Source organism: Paenibacillus maysiensis (genome assembly GCF_000520815.1).
Taxonomy (GTDB): Bacteria; Bacillota; Bacilli; order Paenibacillales; family Paenibacillaceae; genus Paenibacillus; species Paenibacillus maysiensis.
The window spans coordinates 1-19,468 of record NZ_ASRY01000147.1; the positions used below are offsets into that span (position 1 = coordinate 1).

Annotated in this window: 19 protein-coding genes and 4 pseudogenes; 16 read left to right on the forward strand and 7 right to left on the reverse strand. The window is 43.0% G+C overall.

Annotated features, from left to right (window positions below):
- Positions 1–197: 197 nt before the first annotated feature.
- The 7 genes and pseudogenes from rlmH to L696_RS0109320 all read left to right on the forward strand — a co-directional run.
- A pseudogene (gene rlmH / locus L696_RS0109295) lies at positions 198–587 on the forward strand (23S rRNA (pseudouridine(1915)-N(3))-methyltransferase RlmH); the annotation flags it as partial.
- Positions 588–1,194: 607 nt separating this feature from the next.
- Positions 1,195–1,395, forward strand: a complete 201-nt coding sequence (locus L696_RS32670; protein WP_155985348.1) for a polysaccharide deacetylase family protein — start codon at positions 1,195–1,197, stop codon at positions 1,393–1,395.
- Positions 1,396–1,423: 28 nt separating this feature from the next.
- On the forward strand, positions 1,424–1,633 hold the full coding sequence (locus tag L696_RS0109300; RefSeq protein WP_025683405.1) for a polysaccharide deacetylase family protein: 210 nt from the start codon (positions 1,424–1,426) through the stop codon (positions 1,631–1,633).
- A 287-nt stretch (positions 1,634–1,920) separates the two neighbouring features.
- Complete coding sequence (locus L696_RS0109305; RefSeq protein ID WP_025683406.1) at positions 1,921–3,012, forward strand: AraC family transcriptional regulator; 1,092 nt, start codon at positions 1,921–1,923, stop codon at positions 3,010–3,012.
- A gap of 256 nt (positions 3,013–3,268) precedes the next feature.
- A complete protein-coding gene (locus tag L696_RS0109310; protein WP_025683407.1) occupies positions 3,269–4,231 on the forward strand; it encodes a sugar phosphate isomerase family in 963 nt (320 codons plus the stop codon).
- Between the two features lie 47 nt (positions 4,232–4,278).
- Positions 4,279–5,232: a hypothetical protein gene (locus tag L696_RS0109315; RefSeq protein ID WP_025683408.1), complete on the forward strand. Its 954-nt coding sequence runs from the start codon at positions 4,279–4,281 to the stop codon at positions 5,230–5,232.
- Positions 5,233–5,376: 144 nt separating this feature from the next.
- Positions 5,377–6,618, forward strand: coding sequence for an MFS transporter (locus L696_RS0109320; RefSeq protein ID WP_025683409.1), 1,242 nt, complete (start codon positions 5,377–5,379; stop codon positions 6,616–6,618).
- 817 nt (positions 6,619–7,435) lie between these two features.
- Here L696_RS0109320 and L696_RS0109325 read toward each other — a convergent pair.
- Together L696_RS0109325 and L696_RS29385 are read right to left on the reverse strand one after the other, a co-directional pair.
- Positions 7,436–7,876 (reverse strand): hypothetical protein, encoded by a 441-nt coding sequence (locus L696_RS0109325; protein ID WP_049827320.1) that lies wholly within the window; start codon positions 7,874–7,876, stop codon positions 7,436–7,438.
- Positions 7,834–8,130, reverse strand: a complete 297-nt coding sequence (locus L696_RS29385) for a DUF6922 domain-containing protein (protein WP_155985349.1) — start codon at positions 8,128–8,130, stop codon at positions 7,834–7,836. The genes L696_RS0109325 and L696_RS29385 overlap by 43 nt, the downstream gene beginning before the upstream one ends.
- 301 nt (positions 8,131–8,431) lie before the next feature.
- Between L696_RS29385 and L696_RS29390 the strand changes: the two genes are divergently transcribed.
- Complete coding sequence (locus tag L696_RS29390) at positions 8,432–8,560, forward strand: winged helix-turn-helix transcriptional regulator (RefSeq protein ID WP_425339308.1); 129 nt, start codon at positions 8,432–8,434, stop codon at positions 8,558–8,560.
- 206 nt (positions 8,561–8,766) lie between these two features.
- Positions 8,767–9,276, forward strand: a complete 510-nt coding sequence (locus L696_RS0109330; protein ID WP_025683410.1) for a hypothetical protein — start codon at positions 8,767–8,769, stop codon at positions 9,274–9,276.
- Positions 9,277–9,322: 46 nt separating this feature from the next.
- Here L696_RS0109330 and L696_RS0109335 read toward each other — a convergent pair whose 3' ends face one another.
- Positions 9,323–9,562, reverse strand: a complete 240-nt coding sequence (locus tag L696_RS0109335; RefSeq protein ID WP_025683411.1) for a hypothetical protein — start codon at positions 9,560–9,562, stop codon at positions 9,323–9,325.
- 171 nt (positions 9,563–9,733) lie between these two features.
- On the opposite strand from L696_RS0109335, the gene L696_RS0109340 reads away from it, so the two are divergent.
- The 3 genes from L696_RS0109340 to L696_RS0109350 all read left to right on the forward strand — a co-directional run bounded on the left by L696_RS0109340 (position 9,734) and on the right by L696_RS0109350 (position 12,396).
- Positions 9,734–11,068 (forward strand): SMI1/KNR4 family protein, encoded by a 1,335-nt coding sequence (locus L696_RS0109340; RefSeq protein WP_025683412.1) that lies wholly within the window; start codon positions 9,734–9,736, stop codon positions 11,066–11,068.
- A gap of 170 nt (positions 11,069–11,238) precedes the next feature.
- Positions 11,239–11,841 carry a class I SAM-dependent methyltransferase gene (locus tag L696_RS0109345; protein WP_025683413.1) on the forward strand — a complete coding sequence of 201 codons (603 nt, stop codon included), beginning with the start codon at positions 11,239–11,241 and terminating at the stop codon, positions 11,839–11,841.
- A 93-nt stretch (positions 11,842–11,934) separates the two neighbouring features.
- On the forward strand, positions 11,935–12,396 hold the full coding sequence (locus tag L696_RS0109350) for a hypothetical protein (protein ID WP_025683414.1): 462 nt from the start codon (positions 11,935–11,937) through the stop codon (positions 12,394–12,396).
- A gap of 312 nt (positions 12,397–12,708) precedes the next feature.
- Here L696_RS0109350 and L696_RS0109355 read toward each other — a convergent pair.
- A pseudogene (locus L696_RS0109355) lies at positions 12,709–13,988 on the reverse strand (transposase).
- A gap of 186 nt (positions 13,989–14,174) precedes the next feature.
- Positions 14,175–15,218 carry a zinc-binding alcohol dehydrogenase family protein gene (locus tag L696_RS0109360; protein WP_025683415.1) on the reverse strand — a complete coding sequence of 348 codons (1,044 nt, stop codon included), beginning with the start codon at positions 15,216–15,218 and terminating at the stop codon, positions 14,175–14,177.
- 126 nt (positions 15,219–15,344) lie between these two features.
- Between L696_RS0109360 and L696_RS0109365 the strand changes: the two genes are divergently transcribed.
- Both L696_RS0109365 and L696_RS0109370 read left to right on the forward strand, forming a co-directional pair.
- Positions 15,345–15,722: a winged helix-turn-helix transcriptional regulator gene (locus L696_RS0109365; protein ID WP_025683416.1), complete on the forward strand. Its 378-nt coding sequence runs from the start codon at positions 15,345–15,347 to the stop codon at positions 15,720–15,722.
- A 554-nt stretch (positions 15,723–16,276) separates the two neighbouring features.
- A complete protein-coding gene (locus L696_RS0109370; RefSeq protein ID WP_025683417.1) occupies positions 16,277–16,738 on the forward strand; it encodes a hypothetical protein in 462 nt (153 codons plus the stop codon).
- 77 nt (positions 16,739–16,815) lie between these two features.
- On the opposite strand, the gene L696_RS0109375 is transcribed toward L696_RS0109370, so the two are convergent.
- On the reverse strand, positions 16,816–17,757 hold the full coding sequence (locus tag L696_RS0109375) for an NAD(P)H-binding protein (RefSeq protein ID WP_025683418.1): 942 nt from the start codon (positions 17,755–17,757) through the stop codon (positions 16,816–16,818).
- Positions 17,758–17,848: 91 nt separating this feature from the next.
- Positions 17,849–18,736, reverse strand: coding sequence for a LysR family transcriptional regulator (locus tag L696_RS0109380; RefSeq protein ID WP_049827321.1), 888 nt, complete (start codon positions 18,734–18,736; stop codon positions 17,849–17,851).
- Between the two features lie 228 nt (positions 18,737–18,964).
- Here L696_RS0109380 and L696_RS29395 point away from each other — a divergent pair.
- Together L696_RS29395 and L696_RS0109390 are read left to right on the forward strand one after the other, a co-directional pair.
- Positions 18,965–19,135, forward strand: a pseudogene (locus L696_RS29395) (helix-turn-helix domain-containing protein); the annotation flags it as partial.
- Between the two features lie 28 nt (positions 19,136–19,163).
- Positions 19,164–19,468, forward strand: a pseudogene (locus L696_RS0109390) (DinB family protein); the annotation flags it as partial.

The window sequence follows — 19,468 nt, forward strand, 5'->3', positions numbered from 1 at the left end:
TGGATTGAAACGTTACGGTGGGAAGCGTGACGGAAGAAATGCTTCGGAGCTATATCGCGAATCAGTTCACAGAGGAAAAGAACGAAATTTTCAAGATTGAGGACGAGTTTTAGTCGTCGACATTGATGTCAAAATCCACCTGCTTTGAGCAGGTGGTCGTTTAAGAGATGTACAGCATTGTTTGAATCCCTGCGCGAGTCAAGTTCCAAATGATCGAGGTAGCGGACGAAAAGGCTCCCGACACACTGAGCGAAGCGGAGGTCCGACAGGTCAAGGAGCGAGAGGGTGAGCGTATCCTTGCCCATGTAAAGAGTGAAGCACATGTCATTGTGCTTGCCATCGACGGTAAACTCTGGAGCTCGGAAGAGCTAGCGGAGGAATTGGACAAGCTTGGCACCTACGGTACTAGCCATGTCGTCTTCGTCATTGGCGGTAGTCATGGTTTTTCTGACGAAGTCCTCCGTCGCGCCCAGCAAAAGCTGAGCTTCGGAAGGATGACCTTGCCGCATCAACTGATGCGATTGGTGCTGGTGAAACAGATTTATCGAGCGGTGAAGATTAATCGGGGGGAACCGTATCATAAGTAGGGCGAAATTTTTTGAATCAGCAATTAGAACTTTGCTATGGGTTAAATTCGTCAATGGAATTGAAAATATCTTGAATTGTATTAAGTTTAATTATCAACAAATGTATCTTGACTCATTATTTCTCTTTTAATGCTACTGGGTCAGTTTGATTTAAAGAGCTCAGCTGTTTAATAGCGTTTCTAATCAAGTCTTGGTGGTCGGGTGCTTCTTCAATAAAGTCGACTGGTATCCAGTAGGGATTTGGTTGGGCGGAACGGTACCTACGAAATTTCAAATTCCTCGAATGCTCATATTGCTCGTCGCTAAATATCAACGCTCTAGTGCTTCTTTCAGATCTTGTAGGCTCTTGGTCGGGCCAACATGGTGCTTAAACATGTTCTCACCTTTCTGGTTTGCCTGATATATTCTAAGCAAGAGTCGTATCCATAATGCCAATGTTGAGAATATGAATGCGAATGTCGCGATTAATCAGTTGCCTACCCGTCCATGCTTGAACTGCCCCGCCGTACTAACACCTTGCATATTCGTACTTCGCTATCTTTGAAATCCTCCTCTATGATTTGTCTGCCTACTTTTGACATTGAGTTATAACACCGCCTGAAGCCACATGCTATCATCTCTTGACTGCCGGATAGGGCATAACTTTTTTACTTTCGATGATAGCCCATCAGAATATACCAAGCAAATTGTTAATATATTGAAAGATAATGAAGCGGCGGGTACCATTCTGTTTGTTGGCAAACAAGTGAGGAAGCATGCGGAGGGGCTTTTTATGCTTCCGAGCAAGGAATGGCCATTGGTAACGTAATCTGGCTTGTCAGGATACCGCCAAACAGATGGATAATATTCGCAAATCAAACGACGAGTTGGGAAGCGTTATTCGGGGCCAGGTGGCGGTGTTTCGTCCGCCATATGGCGCTATCAACGACGAGCTTGATGCAACGTTGGGAGAGATGAATATGAATTCGCTGATGTGGAACCGGGATCGGGAAGACTGGAAGACGGACAAGGCGTTGGATATCATTAACTATTTCAAGAAGCTGTAGCCCTCTGGTGTCATTTATGTTTTGTACGAAAAGAAGCAGACTGTTGGAGAGCTACCAGAGAATATTGCCAATTTGAAAGAACAGAAACTTGATTTTGTTATGTTTCGCTAAGCATTATATAAGTGGGAGGCCTTCGTCCACGATGCAACATCGTGAGGCAAAGGCTTTTTTGGAAAAAATAGATAAATAGATTATTTGTGTGAGATATGCTAACATATCAGATTATATTGCTGTATGATTGGCATGGTGTAGCGAATGGTCAAATATAGCTGAGGGAGGTCATTAATTTGTCAGATAGCGTCGAGGTGGCAGATAACTGCAAGAAAAGCACGTCGGTCCTTGAGAAGCTGGCATATGAGGATGATTTGCAAAGCGATAACAGCAATATTAGACTCATTAGTCGAACAAATTACATGAAGTCTGTTTTGGAGGCTCCGCTTTGTCTGATCCTCACATCGTATAGCAGTGAAGAGCAGAATTTGTCACGCTCCTTCATTGGAGCCAGAGGGCGTTATCAATTTGAAAAGAAGATAGACAGGCAAGCTGCCGTAATGACCGATACTATTCCGGTTATGCATAGTCATAATTACACAGAGCTTATTTATGTTTTAGATGGGGCATTTGAGCATTGTATAGAGGGGCGGAGAAGTACCTATAAAAAAGGGCAGGTTTGCATTTTGAATAAAAACATTCATCACAGCATTCGATATCGTACAAGCTGTACCCTTGTTCAGTTATGTATATCGAGAGAATATTCGAGAGAGTCCTTTCAGTATAATCTGATTCACAAAACATCGCCCGAGTTGTTCCAATTTGCATCGGTAGAGGAAACTAAAATCGCAGATTATATATTGCAATATATGGAGTTCATTCCGCTGAGCGACAGTGGCTGTGAATATGATGAAATTAATACCCTGATAAAAATGCTTGACAAGGAACTAAGCAAGCGAACGCATGGACAAACCCAGATGGTGCGTGCACTGGTGGTTCGATTATTTTCGAATTTTGTGGACTATCCAGAAAGGTATGCCATTCATCATCATGTATTGAATACCCAATCTAAAGAATATTTATTTAATCAAATTACAAGATGTATTGAACAAAGTTCCGGACGTCCTACGCGACAGTATCTGGAGCAGCAAATTGGTTACTGTGGTGACCATATCAATCGAATTGTGAAAAAGCACAGTGGTATGAGTCTTCGAGCGTATATTCGTACAGTCAAGGTATCTAAGGCGGAAAGAATGTTGAAATATACGGATGAAAGCATATCGAAAATTATTACCTCTATCGGATTTGAGAATAAAACACACTTTTATCAGCTTTTTAAAGAAAAAAATGGAGAGACTCCACGTGAGTTCAGGGCCAGGTTTAGGTAAGGTGGTTTTGCTAACTCGGAATTCTAGTTAATAGGATTCCGAGTTTTTTTGTTTATTACTTCTTTAATGTTATATTTGTTGACTTTCTACGTGAGTATTGTGAGGAATAAGTCTGTTCCTGTCACTATTTGCAGGCCTGATTCTGTTTTCGTCAATGCTCCGTAGTAGCAACGATTGTACACTAAGGGTGTCAAGACAACGTAAAAGATGCAGCAAAACGTTGTAAATTTCAAATCATTGAAAGGGTGATAGGTCGATGGAAGCAAACCTGTATACAACAATTAAGGATTCCCTGGTGGAGCACTTTTATCCAAAGGGCTGGGACATTCAAAAGCTGGCGCAATGCTGCAGTCACACACCAGATGAAGCGAAAGAAAGACAACATTTCTGGCATCAGGATTTTTGCGTGGAACCGCTTGATCCTTCCTACAGCGAGGTTAACGACTGGAGAGTCAAGGTTGGCTTTGAGCTTGCCATGCAGATCAAAACGGCCAAAGATCTGAATCAAAAGATTGCTTTGCTGCTGACGGGATATCCACTAGGGCAGTATCAATGGACAGTGTATTTTCTGAAGGACTGGGGCGTTTATTGCGATCATGTATATAGCTTTGGCATGGAGGACTGGTCAGATGCTGCAGGACAGCCATCTTGCATGTTCAGCGATGCATTAAATGAGCATTTTTATGAACTGCTGGGTGAGCATACGGTTCCTGAGCAGCAGAGATTTTCAGCAACGCCCGAGCAACTGCCATTGTATGAACAAAAAATATCAGAAATTCAACAGGGTGGAGGCAAGCTTGTCACTGTATATGGCATTGGCCGTGACTTTAATATTGGTTTTTGGGAGCCTCATTGGGCTGAAGGCATGGATTCGTTGCAGGCCTATAAAGAGATTCCATACAAAATTGCCGGAATGCTTCATCCATTGACTGTCATTACGTACGCTATGACAACATTCCGCAGTGATTTTACGGCGGTACCGGCGCTGGCTAATACAGTAGGACTGGGGCTGATTTTGAAAAGCGACTATATGATTGGCGGCTGTGATCGTTTGTATAAAATTGGTAATGATATTTTTCATTCCTGGCAAGGCATCGCGTTATGGGCCACCTTGCGCTATGGGCCGGATATGTGGATTCCGTCTTCCTTTATTCCGACTGTACCGGGCAAATTCTTCTATCCGGTGGAATTGGCAGATGTGGGACATGAAGAGCGGTAATTTGGACAGGAAGGCATCAAAAATAATGAGATAAAGGGTGAACGAATATGACACTGGATTTGCTTTCAACGATAAAGGGTTCGGACCTTGAGCATGCGTTTCATGAGAAATGGGATCTGGAACGAATTCAAAGCATTGTAGGTCAATCATGGGAAGAAGCGCTGGACAGACAGGATTTCTGGCATGATGGGTTCGAGGTAGAGCCTGCCGACTGGTTTGAGGAGGTGCATATCAAAATCGGTTATGAAATGGCAAAGGCGATCAAAAAAGCCAAGGAGAACGGGCAAAAGATCGGTTTTCTGTTCCCTATCAGTCCTACCGGGCAATACAGATGGTGTGTTTATTTTATCAGACAATGGAAAATAAAGTGTGATCATGTGTATGGATTTTCAATGGATGACTGGTCGGATATGGATGGAAATGATCAGAATGTATTCAATCAGGCGATTATTGATGTGTTCTACAATCCGCTCGGCGAATATACCGTACCTGAAAATCAAAGAAATTATGCAACGGTAGAAGGGCTGCCTAGCTATGCCGAGAAGATGAGAAAACTTCAAGAGGAGGGCGGCAAAATTGTGTTGGTCTATTCCGTAGGCTGGCCGGGACATTTTGCTTTTAATGATTCGGCATGGGCGGATGCCTATGACAATATGGATGATTACTTGAAGGAGGACTACCGCATTGCTGGTAAAGTCGACTGGATGACATTTGAGGAAAACTCCTGTATGGGCTTTAAGAGTAACTTTACGGCAGTCTCTGCGAGAGCCAACTCTGTATCGACGGGCTTAATGAGCCGTGCTGATTATTCCATTGGAGGTATTTTGGCTAATATGCCGGGAACCTCTCATAACTGGCAAGGGTTGTTTGCCTGGATCACGTTACGGTATCGGCCGGATATGTATATGCCTTGCTCCATCCTGCCTACCATTCCTGGAAAGTTCTTTATTGTAAAGGATGTTGTTAGCATCAAGGAGCCTTACAAGCTGAGAGTGGATTAATAGCTCTTGTGTGTATGTGCGAGCAGGTGTAATCAGTTTTTTTACAAAAGCATCTACTGCAGCACCGAGCCGCTGGCAGATGCTTTTGTTTTTCACTAGGGAGTGGAGTTTTTTATGTATAAAAAACAGAGGAAGAGGCCAACTATGGAAAATAGAGATGTGGATGCGACTCCGGCAGTGTCACCACAGGAGTCCGGGGATTTTATCACGTACCGCTATCGATGGGTCATTCTTGCTGTAGTTTCGCTCCTGTGTGTTTCTGTAGAGCTACACTATTTGACCTTTGCCTCCATAACTGGAGAGGCAGCTAAGTTTTATCAAGTTTCCGATTTTAGCATTAATCAGATTTCCATCTTGTTTATGCTGCTTTTGGTCATTCTCAGCTTACCAGCCGCTTATCTCATCAATAAGCTTGGCTTGTACAAGGGAATCGGTTTTGGCGCAGTGCTTGTTGGTATATTTAGTGTTGTAAAAGGAATGTATGCCAATGATTTTACAGTTGTTTTCTATACCTCAATGTTCATTGCAGTGGCCCAGCCGTTTATTGTGACCTCGGCTACGCGTGTATGTGCAGTCTGGTTTCCGGCGAGGGAGAGGACAACGGTTAGCGGAGTAATAACCTTTTCTCAATTTATAGGCATGGGTGTGGCAATGAGCTTTTCTTCCGTTATAGCGCAAAATGAGGGCATTCCCAGCTTGCTTTGGATATACGGTTTGATCTCATTGGTTATTTCAATTATATTTCTCGTATTTATGCGTGATAAACCGCCAACACCGCCCTGTCTGGAGGGGGATGATGTGCGTCTCAGCTTCAGGGAAGGGCTTAGGCACTGTTTCAAAACGCCGAGTGCTGTTATATTAATTTATACGTTCTTTATCGGGACAGGCGTCTACAATGCCGTGTCCACCTGCATTGAGCAAATTCTTCGTCCCCATCAATTGGGAATGGGGGTTATTGGATTAATGGGCGGTGTTTTGCTTGTTGTGGCGATGATAGGCACCTTTATCTGGGCAGTTGTTTCGGATAAAATGAGAAAAAGAAAGCCCGCTTTATTTTTAGGTTCTCTATTGTTTATTCCGGGACTGGTGCTGTTGAATGTCGCATCAAGCTTTACACTTGTGGTCGTAGCTTGTGTCCTGCTGGGGTTAGCTGCCGGAACCGGGGCACTTGGCTATCAATACGCTGCAGAAATTACATTCCCAGCTCCCGAGACCATTTCACAAAGCATCATTATGATTTCTGGCTCCATTTCTGGCATATTATTTGTGGTAGCTATGAATGCCTTTGGTGATTTTATTGTACAATCCCTTTACATCTTTGCTGCATTGATAGCGGTTGGTCTGATGCTTCAACTCAAACTGAAGGAGACACTAGGATCGAATTAATGTAGACGTAAAAGCCTTTGTTTGCGATTCATTATCGCAAGACAAAGGTTTTTTACAGAAATGTAAGTATTTCAGTTGAAGGGGCTACACTCAACAAATGCTCCTCGGTATATAGTTCTACTCTATTAACACGCTCAGCGCTCAGGAAAAGATATACTTTTGGAAGCGCCTGAAAGAACTCCCAAAGGTTCATATGTTGTTTGTAGCAACTGAACCAGACCAGGCAGAGTGTTACAAGATTGTCTCCATTTCAAGAGCTATATCCTCAAGTTTAAAACTATCAAGAACCGGAGTGCTTGTATCCTCTAGAAGACTTGCTTCTTCTGCGAATGTTGCTGAGATATTAATAGACGCAAACTCGTCCATAAATTAGAATGAAAGACTTTTCCATTCATCAAATTGATAAAATACAAATATTGGGATATATTCCGATATTACCACTTTAGGATACCATCTAACTCTGAAATCACAAGCCTTTGGCGATACAGAGTCCTATCAGCGTAGACACTATTATACATGTAATCGTGAATGCTACATAGCCGGTATTTTAGTCGAATACAATCGGTATCACTTACCTCTGGCTGATTTTTAGATTGAACCTATATTGAACGTCAAAATTAAAAGGCTGCTATAAAATCTAATAGCGGTTTTTTGCAAACGGATAAAATATTCATTGATAGCTCCCCACTCTATGGAGTGAAGCATCCGAGGCATAGGTCCCCATCGGCATCTTCGAAGAAGACCAAGCTTTTGACGATGTAATAGTAATTGACAGAGCTCCCCGGAAATTTATCGTCAAGCCGGGAGATGAGTGAGGTTACCGGAACACCGTGTTGTTCAAGGGTATATAAGTCAGTAAAGTCTTTTTTTTTGCTCCCTGTTGACTGGCTGCAATTAATTTCATGACACCGATATCCAACAGAGAGGCCATTTTAAACTGAGGCAGATCAATCAATACGATCAGGTCATCCAAAAGTGGACGGGGGTAATGGAGCCACGTAACCTGAACACCATTAAATATACCGTGGAAGGTGTTCGGCTTAGTTTCAGAAATCATTAGCTGCCCTCTTGGGGAAAGGCTGCTCTCAATTTGTTCCGGTGAAAAGGGATTGGGCGTGAACCAATCAAAGTCGATGGATTCCCGATGCCCGAGCAACAAGGCTGTTCCTCCTGCAAGATAGCTCCCAGGTACCGCATCGGATTCGAGGATTTGTTTTAGAACAGATTGTCTGGTCGGGTCAATGACGACCCAAAACAACGCATATCCTCCTCCTTGAGGTTAAAATAAAGCTGCCAGTACCGTGCTGTTTTGCGTGACAGATTGCGGCTGCTTCGCACTGCTTGAAGGATCTCATTCATGCTATATGTGGAAAAAAGCCACTGCAAGGTACGGTGGTCCCCTTCATTAAGAAGCCTCTCGATGATAAAGCGGCTGTGAATGGTCGGTTCTGGCTGCTCGATATGTACATCCCAAAAGAACGGAGTGAGGTCTTGAGGAAGTGCCTCTAACATCGTATTCACCTCGTTAAATTAAATCCTTATTATATTTATTATTGTACAGTTTATGGATATTCAAACCAAGCCCTTCGTTCATAACGAATGATTAAATTATTTACGCATGGTACAAGAATTTCGCACAACAAATGTTATGCAGAACCGTATCATAAGTGATAGGAATGCAAATTCGTTACCCACAATGAAAAGCACTTAAATATATTCTACCTAGTTCGGTGCAAAGACTCATGGAGGTTTTGTATTTTATGTCTAAAAAGCATGAAGATAGGGAGAATATTGCATTGCACGTCTAGATAAGGTGCTGTCAGTAGCGTTGAAAGAATTGGTTACTGACAGTCTCGTTGACCGGACGGTATATTCAGAAATACCGCCTAAAGTCTGTTATAAGATCACGGAATATGGAATGACACTGAGTTCGATATTTTGAAGTGTTGCATGAATGTGAAAAAGAACAAAACAACCAGTCGAACTAACGGCACGGCTAGTTTTGCTTCCAACGTTTGGAGCAGGCTAAAGCCCCGGTGACGACGAGCCCATCAAGCGATTTTTGGCGTGCGCATGCCCCATTCGCACAAGCAGGCAGCCCGCCCCTGGCGTAAACTGAATTATAATCAGTGAGCGAGGTGAACTTTCATGGCACAATCGAAAGAGATGCGTGCACGGGCTAAGAAGTTTCAGGGCCGTCCTGTCTACGTTACCCTGCACAGCGGAGAGACTTACGTCGGCTACATCACCGACGTTAATCGCGGCGGGTTAATACTTGCCGGTGCTGCTGGAGCTCCCCCACATGCTTCTTCCGGGAAGCAAGACTCCCGATCTCTCAAACGCAGAGCTGGTGCGCATGCCCCGGGCGTCCGTCTCGGCAACCGGAGAAGCGGCGCGCGTAAACCGTCTGGCCGTTTGCGCTCCCGCAAGCCGGACGCCAAGGTGTCTGCATTCCTGCCGATGATGGGCTCACTGTTTGGCGGCCTGAGCGGGCTTGGCGGTATGCTCGGCGGCGGCCTGCGGCTGTTCGGCATGATCCAGAAATTTGTCCCGGTCGTGAAGATGGGCTACGGCATGATCAAGTCCATTCGCCCGTTTCTCGGCGCCGTTCAAGGCTTGATGCCCCCGGCCGGTCCGGCCACGCCGGATAACGAATAATCGTATACCTGCGGACTTTAAGCCCCTTTTAAGTGGTCAAAGGGGGCTAGCCCACACCATCACTTTCTAACAAGGAATAAAAATGATCACGGTCTTCGTCATCAAATTTGCCAAGTGTCCGTATCCTAACAAATTCATGTTGGCCATACATGTCTATTCCCTCACCGTACCTATTGTAGAGCGCGATCATATTGCCATCCTGATTCAACTCCATGTACCCGTAACATTTTGCTTCAGGCGCTTCACCGTAAAAGAGCGTAAATTTGATTTTGATCACTCTGTGCATGCAGGTCCTCCTTTTCTGTCTTTCATAATTTACTGCACCGGTTGTATACTGGTAAAAACTTACTTAAAGATACATATCATTTTAAAGAGGTAGAACCCATAGAAAAAATAATGAAATTGCTGGATAAGCAAACAAAGGAAACCTGGCTATAGTCAACAGGAGGGTTCAAATATGTGGTTTGGGAAGAAAGAAACGCAACTGGATCGAATAAAAAACAAACTGAGTCAAGCCATGCGCAAAGACGCGGATTTCTCGGTGTTTGGAGCATCCTCACATCAATACAGGGTTAATGAAAAGCTTACAGCAAAAGAGCTGGCAGACTGGCAAGCCCACAATCAGGTCACACTTCCTGAGCCTTACGCTCAGTTTTTAACGAAAGTCGGCAACGGAGGCGCCGGACCCTATTATGGAATTTATCCGATTGAAAAGGCAACTTCCTATACTGAACGCCAGGCACTCCTTGCAAAATCCGTTCTGCATCCCGGGATGACCATAGAGGAATGGAACCATCTGATTGAGCCCCTGACCAAGGATGAGGACATTCCCGATGAGGAATACGACGACACCTGTAATAAGGTGTTGGGCGGCATGTTGTGCATAGGCACACAAGGCTGCGAATACGACATGTATCTCGTACTTGAAGGGAAATACAGGGGGAAAATTGTGTACACCTCCGATTTTCATCCCGATCATCCCTTTTTCTTTGTCTATGAAGACAGCTTTCTGGACTGGTACGAGCGCTGGCTGGATGAAATTATTCTGGATTATGATATCGGGTGGTTTGGCAGTCGAATGCCAGGTGATGAGAATGCGCTGATCCAGATTTATCAGAGCGCTCCAAACGAAGAAATCCAAGCAAAAGCGCTTGATGGAATGTTCAAGTTTAAGAAAATCTCTCAGCCAACCCTTGGTTTTTTGAAAAATATTGCGGAGCAAAGCCCAAAAAATCGGACCACAGCAATTTGGCTAATCTGCAAGACTTCTTTTGACGCGGGTAGAAAATATCTTCTGGAGCTGTTGCAATCGGATGGGCATGAGGGTTTTCTGCAAGCTTTAAAGATTCTGCATGCTTCCAGTAAAACTGTGAATTTAACGGAATTTATTCCGGTGATCTTGCAAAGGCTTGACAGGATTGACGACCCGGAAACGTTGCGTTATGCAGGGTATATCTTGGAAGATTACGGTGCGATTACTCTCCAGAACTTTGCGCCTTTCTTGTGTCACGCCGACCCGAAAATGCAAACCACTGCCATCTATGCCGCGCGCAGTTGCGAAAACAAGCTGGGAAGCTGGCAGATCATTGAACAGATGTTGATGGGGGGCGGCCCACAGGTGCTGAATAACTCGATTTTATACTGGGGCATTATTCCACATGAGAAGTTGCTGCCTTACTATAAGGCGGTATGGCCGGAATATAAAAGCGATCTGAAATTTAGAGAAAAGTTTATCGGCTGTTTGCGAGAATTGCATTTGCCAGTTGATTATTTCGACAAAAACGAATCGTGAGGAAGGTGTACATGAACCAGCCCAAGGTTGTCTCCTCCATTCATACATAGATTTTGTTTTCCATAAGCACGAACCGAATAAGAATGTGGAGTAAATGCAAATGCTTCGATAGAATATCATTCTATATTGTTATATTCAGGATTTTATTAATACAGATTGGAGAGGAAATCATGGGAAATACGGATAAGTTTGAAATGATAGCTAATATATATGACACTTCTGAAAGAATTCAAATTGCAAAGGCATCATCTGATGCCATTCGTGAATATGTAGTTGACGCTAATAGTAAGAATGCTGTTGATTTTGGGTGTGGAACGGGCCTTGTCGGAATGAACTTGTTAAACGATTTTAATTCTATGCTTTTTCTGGATACTTCACAAAACATGATTAATCAAATAAAGCAAAAAATTTTCGATTTTAATATTCAGAATGCAGATACATTATGCTTTGATTTTGAAAAGGAAGGTCTATCGGATTTGCATACTGACTATATTTTTATGGCTCAGGTTCTACTCCATATTCATGATGTTGAATTCGTTTTATCAAGATTATTTGATGTTCTAAATGAAGGAGGACATTTATTAATCGTAGATTTTAATAAAAATGAAAAAGTAGTTTCAGATATAGTTCATAACGGATTTAGTCAAGAAGAGCTGACTGACATTATGACTAAAATAGGATACAGAGATATTCAGTCCAAAACTTTTTTTAACGGAAGTAAAATATTCATGGGACATGATGCATCTATGTTTATTCTTGATTCTCAAAAATAAACATTTAGGCAGAAATGATCCCGTTAGTAGATTTGAGACTATTGAGTAGCGGCAAGTTTTTTTGGAAATAATGAGATAAAAGGAGAGATGGAAATGTCCTATATCGTTGATTTTAATAATGTGTCTACGGTTGGCTTAGAGTCTTCACCTGTAGTAGAAGCGCTTGCTGGTTTGCGTGCTAATGAAGCCCGTTACTTTATGAACAAATACAAGCATGAATTTAGGGTTGAGCCAGCTAGTGAAAGTCAGGAGACCCTTGATTATATGAACCGAATTTTGAAAGAGCGTGATATTGAGTTTGCGGCCAAACCTTTAGAAACGTCACGTTTTCAAGTGGAAAATATTAAATTTGCTTGTGTCTTTTATGAGGATGGTCTTGAGGTCAACGTCATGTATACGGTTGATGACCCTAAAAAGCGGGCCGTTGGTTTCAAGCTTTCTGAGGGGATGGAGGTACCAAAGGAGCTAGAAGGAAAGTTTAAGTTTGCTAGGCAGAAGTCAAAACTAGCTGGAACAATTCGGGGATCGTTTTTTGTAATTAAAGGAGAATACTAAATTAGGCAGAAGCGCAATTAGAGAATTCCATCCACTTGTTCTATTTGCAAAAAAGATGCGAGATCAAAGAATGGGCCATCCCGCAAAAGGATGGTCCTAAATCTTGCCGTTACAGACAGCACGGAGAACCGCATCATAAGTGACGGCAATTTTTTTACAAAGTTTGGCAATATTTTGTCTCGCCCGCACCATACCGTTGTACACAAAAAGGCCCCATAAGGGGTCTCAGATTGTCGAGAAACCCCATCTTTTTGAGACGTGGGTTTCTTTTTCTTTACATCATAAGGGTCTGGTATCTGGAAAAACGGGGGGTTACCCCTGTTTTTCCAGGCGATCCAGGCGGATCGCCATCTTCTTCATGTTCTGCACAGCTGCCGTCATGAGGGCTTGTTCCCTGACGTTCAGAAGTCCGCACAAACGGCAATAGCGAAACCCATGAGATCTTTGGCATCCGCGAAGCTTCGCTCAATCGTCTTTTTTCGTTTGCGGTACAGCTGGTTTCCCGGATGGACTCAGCCGGTTGCTCCGTACCCACTCTTTGCTGTCTTCCCAGACATGCCGAGTCACCACTTTGCGCTGGTTTCGAGACTGGGTGCACTGGCCCAGTAGTGGGCATTGCTGGCACTGAGCTGGATCAGACGCATACTGTCGGTATCCCTTACGATCCGTCGTTCGGTAGGGCAGCTCCTGTTTGGCTGGGCATATATACACATTGCGTTTGGCATCGTATTCAAACTTCCATTTCGGAAACAGGCCTTGTCTGAGATGGAATCTTCGGTGAGCAATCACGGCAAAAATCTTTCGGTTTTGCAAACCTCGGCAAATCGGCGTCGTTAAATAACCGGAATTTAGTGCAACAGCTTCTACTTGAAAACCAAAACGCGCTCTCTGGCGGTCCAAACGGGACAAATAGGGGACGGAATCATGTACATTCCCCGGTGTCACATGCACATCCGTAATCACATTGTACTTCATATCCACCGTACGGTGGTCCAGATAAAAAAAGCCTTCGGGCTTGCCATCACGGATCATATAGCCGCTGTCCGGTCCTCTTTTACTGCTGCATTAAGCTCATCCATATAGTCTTTGGTATTCTGCAATACTTGCTCTTTGGTGTACTGGTGTTTATTGGCATTGGCTTTGACGTGTGTAGAATCGGTGATGAGAACACGCCCGCCCACCATTCGGTGAGAGATCGCCTGCAGCACCATTTCATCGAAGATATCTTGAAAGATTGTGGTGTCTTTGAAGCGTGTGCGGCGGTTCCAGCTTATCGTCGTATGGTCTGGAACTTTATCGGTTAAGCCCAGCCCCAGAAACCAGCGATAAGCCAGGTTCGTTTGAATTTCTCGCTTGAGTTGCCGTTCTGAGCGAATGCCATAGAAATAACCGAGAAAAATCATTTTAAACAACACGGTAGGATCAATGGCAGGGCGCCCATTGTCTGCACAATATAGCGGGCTTACCTTCTCATGAATAAAGGAGAAGTCTATATATTTATCCACTTTGCGAAGCAAATGATCTTGGGGTACCAGTTCTTCCAGAGAAACTAATTCAAAGGATTGTTGTTTGTCTCGATGAGATCGCAGCATACGAGCACCGTCCGTTCTATACGAAGTTACCTATATTTTACAACATTAACGCGGTGTCGTCTTAAATAAAATCAACATAAAATAGGCTGTAGAGACTTTCTCGACAGCCTGAGGCCCCATAGGGGGCCTTAGTCTTGTCTATACACATTACCACTTTTTGGAACCGAACGCGCCTTCTTCGTAGTATCAGAAGTTTTCTAAAACAATTTTTCCAATGGACCGTCCAGTTTCCAACTTCTCATGTGCTAAACGTAGGTTTGCTGCATTAATGGGTTCTAGTCGTTCGTTTAGCGTAGTTTTTAATTTTCCATCATCAATTAAGTCCGCCAGGTCATTCAGTAATTCGTGTTGTTTAATCATGTCTTTGGTATGAAACAAGGACCGTGTAAACATGAACTCCCATACAAACGTTACACTTTTAGAAAACAGCAAGTCCATTTTCAGGCTTCCTGCCCAGGTAGCCTTATCTGCAGGAACGATACAGCAAATTATACCTTGAGGGGTAATGACCTCCGCCATATTCGCTAGATGTTGTACAGTATCATTCAAGCAAAAGATATAATCTACGGTGTCTAGACCAACTTCCTTGAGCTGAGGTTGAAAAGGGTTGTTGTGGTTTATTATAAAATCCGCACCTAGACTTTTAACCCATTGAGTTGACTCTGGACGCGAAGCAGTACCGATGACAGTCAAACCTGCTAATTTGGCAAGTTGAATAGCAATCGACCCTACTCCTCCTGCTGCACCGATAATAAGTATACTTTTGTTTTCATTTGCGTTTAGGCTAATTCCTAAACGATCAAATAGGCCCTCCCATGCAGTTATCGAGGTAAGCGGTAATGCGGCTGCGGCTGCGAAATCCAAACTTTTCGGCATATTTCCTACAATTCGTTCATCAACCAAGTGAAATTCACTATTACTACCTGGTCGAGACACACTGCCCGCATAATAGATCTTGTCCCCAGGTTTAAACAATTGACAGTCAGGGCCAACTTGTTCTACGATTCCAGCAGCATCCCAACCAAGAATTTTCGGTGATTCGGCTTCGTAGTTATGGTTTTCGCGAACGCCTACGTCTGCAGGGTTGACAGAGATTGCTTTTACATTTACAAGCAAATCACGGCCCGTAGGTTCCGGTTTATCCAAATGCAGATCAATAAGGCTTTCCGGATTGGATATTGGGAGGTATCGGTAAGCACCGACTGCTTTCATCTTTTGGTTGGTATTCATGGATATCCATCCTCTCAAATAGGAAATGTTGTACAGTTGCATTGTAAATCAATTCGATTACTTTAAGTAAGTACGCATATTTTTATGATATAGTATTAAAAATCAAACCTTTAGGGAGATAAGCTGATGGGAGACCGAAGAAACAAATATGGAGCGAGTCCGGATATGCAAGCATGTCCGGTTGAAACAACGCTGGATGTTATTGGTGGGAAGTGGAAGGGAATCATTCTCTATCAGCTCCTGGACGGAACGAAAAGATTCAATGAATTTAGGCGCCTCAATCCGGAAATTACGCAGTTTATGCTCACATTACAGTTAAGAGAGCTTGAACGGGATGGCATCATTCACCGAGAAATATATAAAGAGATTCCGCCAAAAGTGGAATACTCCCTTACTGATTTCGGAAGGACTTTGGAACCGGTCATTATGTCTATGAAAGCATGGGGGGAGTCTTATAAAATGCGGCTTGATGAAAATCGAACGATACAAGGGGAGGAAAGTTAAAGGCAAGTTGGGTAACAAGCTAGGGGTGGGTATAAGGCCACAGTTACAGGAAGTAAATAGAATATACCAGGCCTGTTGATTAACTAAAAATAGGATAAAAAGAGCCGCCTTGAGCAGTGGAAAGGCTATCGCTCCGGCGTGGATCAAGCGTCGTTAAGTGGTTTGCCGACGGTTCATTACTCTACCTTCTCCGGGAAAGCCGCCGAGGTTCCTTTTGCTGTGTTCAAAACATGGTTTCACCAACTTTTTCAAAGCCGAGACGAGCCGAACGGCGAACTTTACAGATTCCTCAGGAACTGCTGCTCATCGACTCGACCACCGTAACGGTAGGAAAGACTCGTCTGCCCTAGGCTCCTTATCATGGCGAACGTAGATTCTCCTTTTCCGTCTTTCGTATTGACTTTGAATATATACAGTATTCTCCATAAAATGTCAACAGATAAGTTTCTACGTGATAATGGCGGGAGAAGTGTACCAGCAAGTTGTGAGCGCAGAACCGTACTATAATTAGCGGCAAGTTTTTTGGAAATAATGAGATAAAAGGAGAGATGGAAATGTCCTATATCGTTGATTTTAATAATGTGTCTACGGTTGGCTTAGAGTCTTCACCTGTAGTAGAAGCGCTTGCTGGTTTGCGTGCTAATGAAGCCCGTTACTTTATGAACAAATACAAGCATGAATTTACGGTTGTGTCAGCTAGTGAAAGTCAGGAGACCCTTGATTATGTGAACCGAATTTTGAAAGAGCGTGATATTGAGTTTGCGGCCAAACCTTTAGAAACGTCACGTTTTCAAGTGGAAAATATTAAATTTGCTTGTGTCTTTTATGAGGATGGTCTTGAGGTCAACGTCATGTATACGGTTGATGACCCTAAAAAGCGGGCCGTTGGTTTCAAGCTTTCTGAGGGGATGGAGGTACCAAAGGAGCTAGAAGGAAAGTTTAAGTTTGCTAGGCAGAAGTCAAAACTAGCTGGAACAATTCGGGGTTCATTTTTTGTAATTAAAGGAGAATATTAAAGTAAGCAAAAGCGCAATTGGAGAAATCGGATGTGAATCAGCTTCCGATCTCTCCGCAAACATTGTCATGACTTGGATTAATTATCTTTGGAGTGTCGTTCCCCCACTTGGTACTCATTCGCATGTTCAAACATATATTTCACCGTTACGGGATCTTGACCCGTCAGCTTCTTGAAGTCGTCCGTAAATATATCCATTTTCCCTAAGCGAATAGCTTGTCCAAAGGTAACCATACCTTCAGAAGAGAAGGGGGCTTCGGAGTCCTCCGCAAATTTGCCATCCGTTGTTCTGGGAACACCCATTGCATCAAATATGGCGTAGTTTTCTTCATCCGTGGTCTGCTTGTAGGTAATATGATGACCCGTTACTTCATTTCCAATCTCGATAAAGTCGGACATTGTTATTAATTCAGGACCATTTATATTTAATATCGCCTCATGATAATTGCTTGCTGCTAATGCATAAGCGACAGCCTTTGCACAATCTTTCCGTGAGATATAGGCCATCTTGCCGTCACCCTGGTTATTTTTCAACACTCCGTCAGACTTCACATAGGTGAAGTAATTGGTAACCATGGCTTCCGCATATTGCGAATTACGCAGGAAAATATAATCTAACCCGACGCTTTTAATATAATCTTCTGTATAGACATGGTCCAGTTTTTCAACACTTGGATTGGATTCATCAGCCGCGTTAACCAATGAAGTATAGATGATTTGTTTTACTCCAGCTTCTTTCGCTGCATCGACCACGTTTTTGTGTGCATTTTGGCGTTTTACCCCCACAAAAGGCATGGAGATTAAAGCAAGTTTATCTGCATTAGCAAAAGCTTCTGCAAGACCGTCTATTTTATTGAAATTGGTCAGATGCGTTTCAATACCTTGTTCTGCATACTCTTGTAAAGATGCCGGATCAAATGCGCAAAAAATAATTTGGTCTTTTTCCACTAATTTTAATAAATATTCAGCCGCTTGTCTGCCCAGATTGCCATCCACACCCGTTAATAATAACTTACCCATGCTCGCCGTCACTCCTTGCTGAAATGATCTACACTTATATAATATGTGAAAAAAATAACAAAGTATAATACAAAAAGCTTATGGGCTATTGCTAAAACGAATTTTGTATTTGTTGCAGGAATGAGTATAAGGCCGGATTTGAATTATTTTTTAAGTAGCCGATTTCGATTTTAAAAGTATGGTGTGAACCATGTATGGGAATGAGTCGGACCTCTTCTTTCAGGTCAGCAAGATCATAGTTATCTGGAAAAAAGCCAATTAAATTCTCTGTAATGATATAAAACAGCTTTGTTTCGACATCATCTGCGGTTCTAAGGATGTTGGGCTGGTAACCGTCTTCCATGGCATGTTGAATCATTAAATAGTAGGAGTCTCCAATAACCATTGGATTCAGCATAACAAGCGGATACTTATATAATTCTTCCTTTGAGATGGATTCAAAACAGAAGAGGGGATGTTGTTTACTTACAGCCGCGCAGTATCGTCCGCTATATAATGTATGGGTTAGGATTTCCTCTTTCCCTTTAAACTCTGAGTCAAAGGCAACGGCCACGTCATGTATTCCCTTTTGCAGATACTCAGCGATATCCTTTAGCAATACTTTATTTAATTCAAGTTTAATCTTTGGATGATTTTCTTTAAATGAAGGAATTAATTTTAACAAGCTTTGGATATCTGTGATTGCAGCATATTCGATACTCAATAGCTGGGTATTATATTTTTGAAAATTTTCCATGCTTGTTTTCATATGATTATATTGCTTCCAGAGCACGACGGCCTCTGCATAAAACAGCCATCCCGCTTTGGTGGGCTCAATCGGAATTTGTTTTCTATCAATTAACTGAATATTGAACTCATTCTCAAGTGCGGCAATTTGTTGGCTAATCGTAGTTTGCGATACAAAATTCTTCTTTGCTGTTTCTGTGAAGTTTCTACATTCAACGAGATCTATAAAATATTTTATCCTTTTTAGATTCATGTGTACCTCCAATTGTATGAAATTTATTATAACTTACGTTCACGCCATAAATTCAAGCCAGTATACCCTAATGTTAATGGCAAACCGGCGGTTCATAATTTGGAGGTAATGTGAGCACCATCTACTTCCTTCTCTTCTTTCCAGTTGCACCAAGCTGTAAGGGCTCCTTTACATTCCCACACGCGCTGGTCGATTTGCTCGTATGCGGCTGGGATGGCTTCATGATGCATGGATTGGACGGAGCTTGCGTTGGAGTATAGCTTTTTTGATCAAGCCCATCTAAACCGTGATTTTCGCAGATTCTATGGCGATTCTCCGCTTACTGCGGCAAGGGATTTTCGAAAGTTGTCCGATTTTTACAATACACGTCCTGAGGCTTCCATTATATTCAAAACATGAAGAAGAATGACGAAGGAGAGATGAGCGCATGAGTGGAACGCTACAAATTCGGGAACATTTGCTGAATGAGCTGGAGACTGGAGTACGAACAGGAGAAGCCCTGATCCGTAAAATACGTCCAGAGGATTGGAGCTTTCGTCCACAGGACAATTTCCGCTCACTTTTGGAGCTAGTGCATCATTTTGTACTCATTCCTGCTTCGGATCTTGCGATTATGCATCAGGAGAAGTCCGAGGAAGAAGTAGGGAATATTGAAAACAGCCTGTCCGAGGTAGACGATCCCGAACGCTTGGCTGCAAGTTTCAGGGAGAATTTTGAGGCGTATAAAGCTTA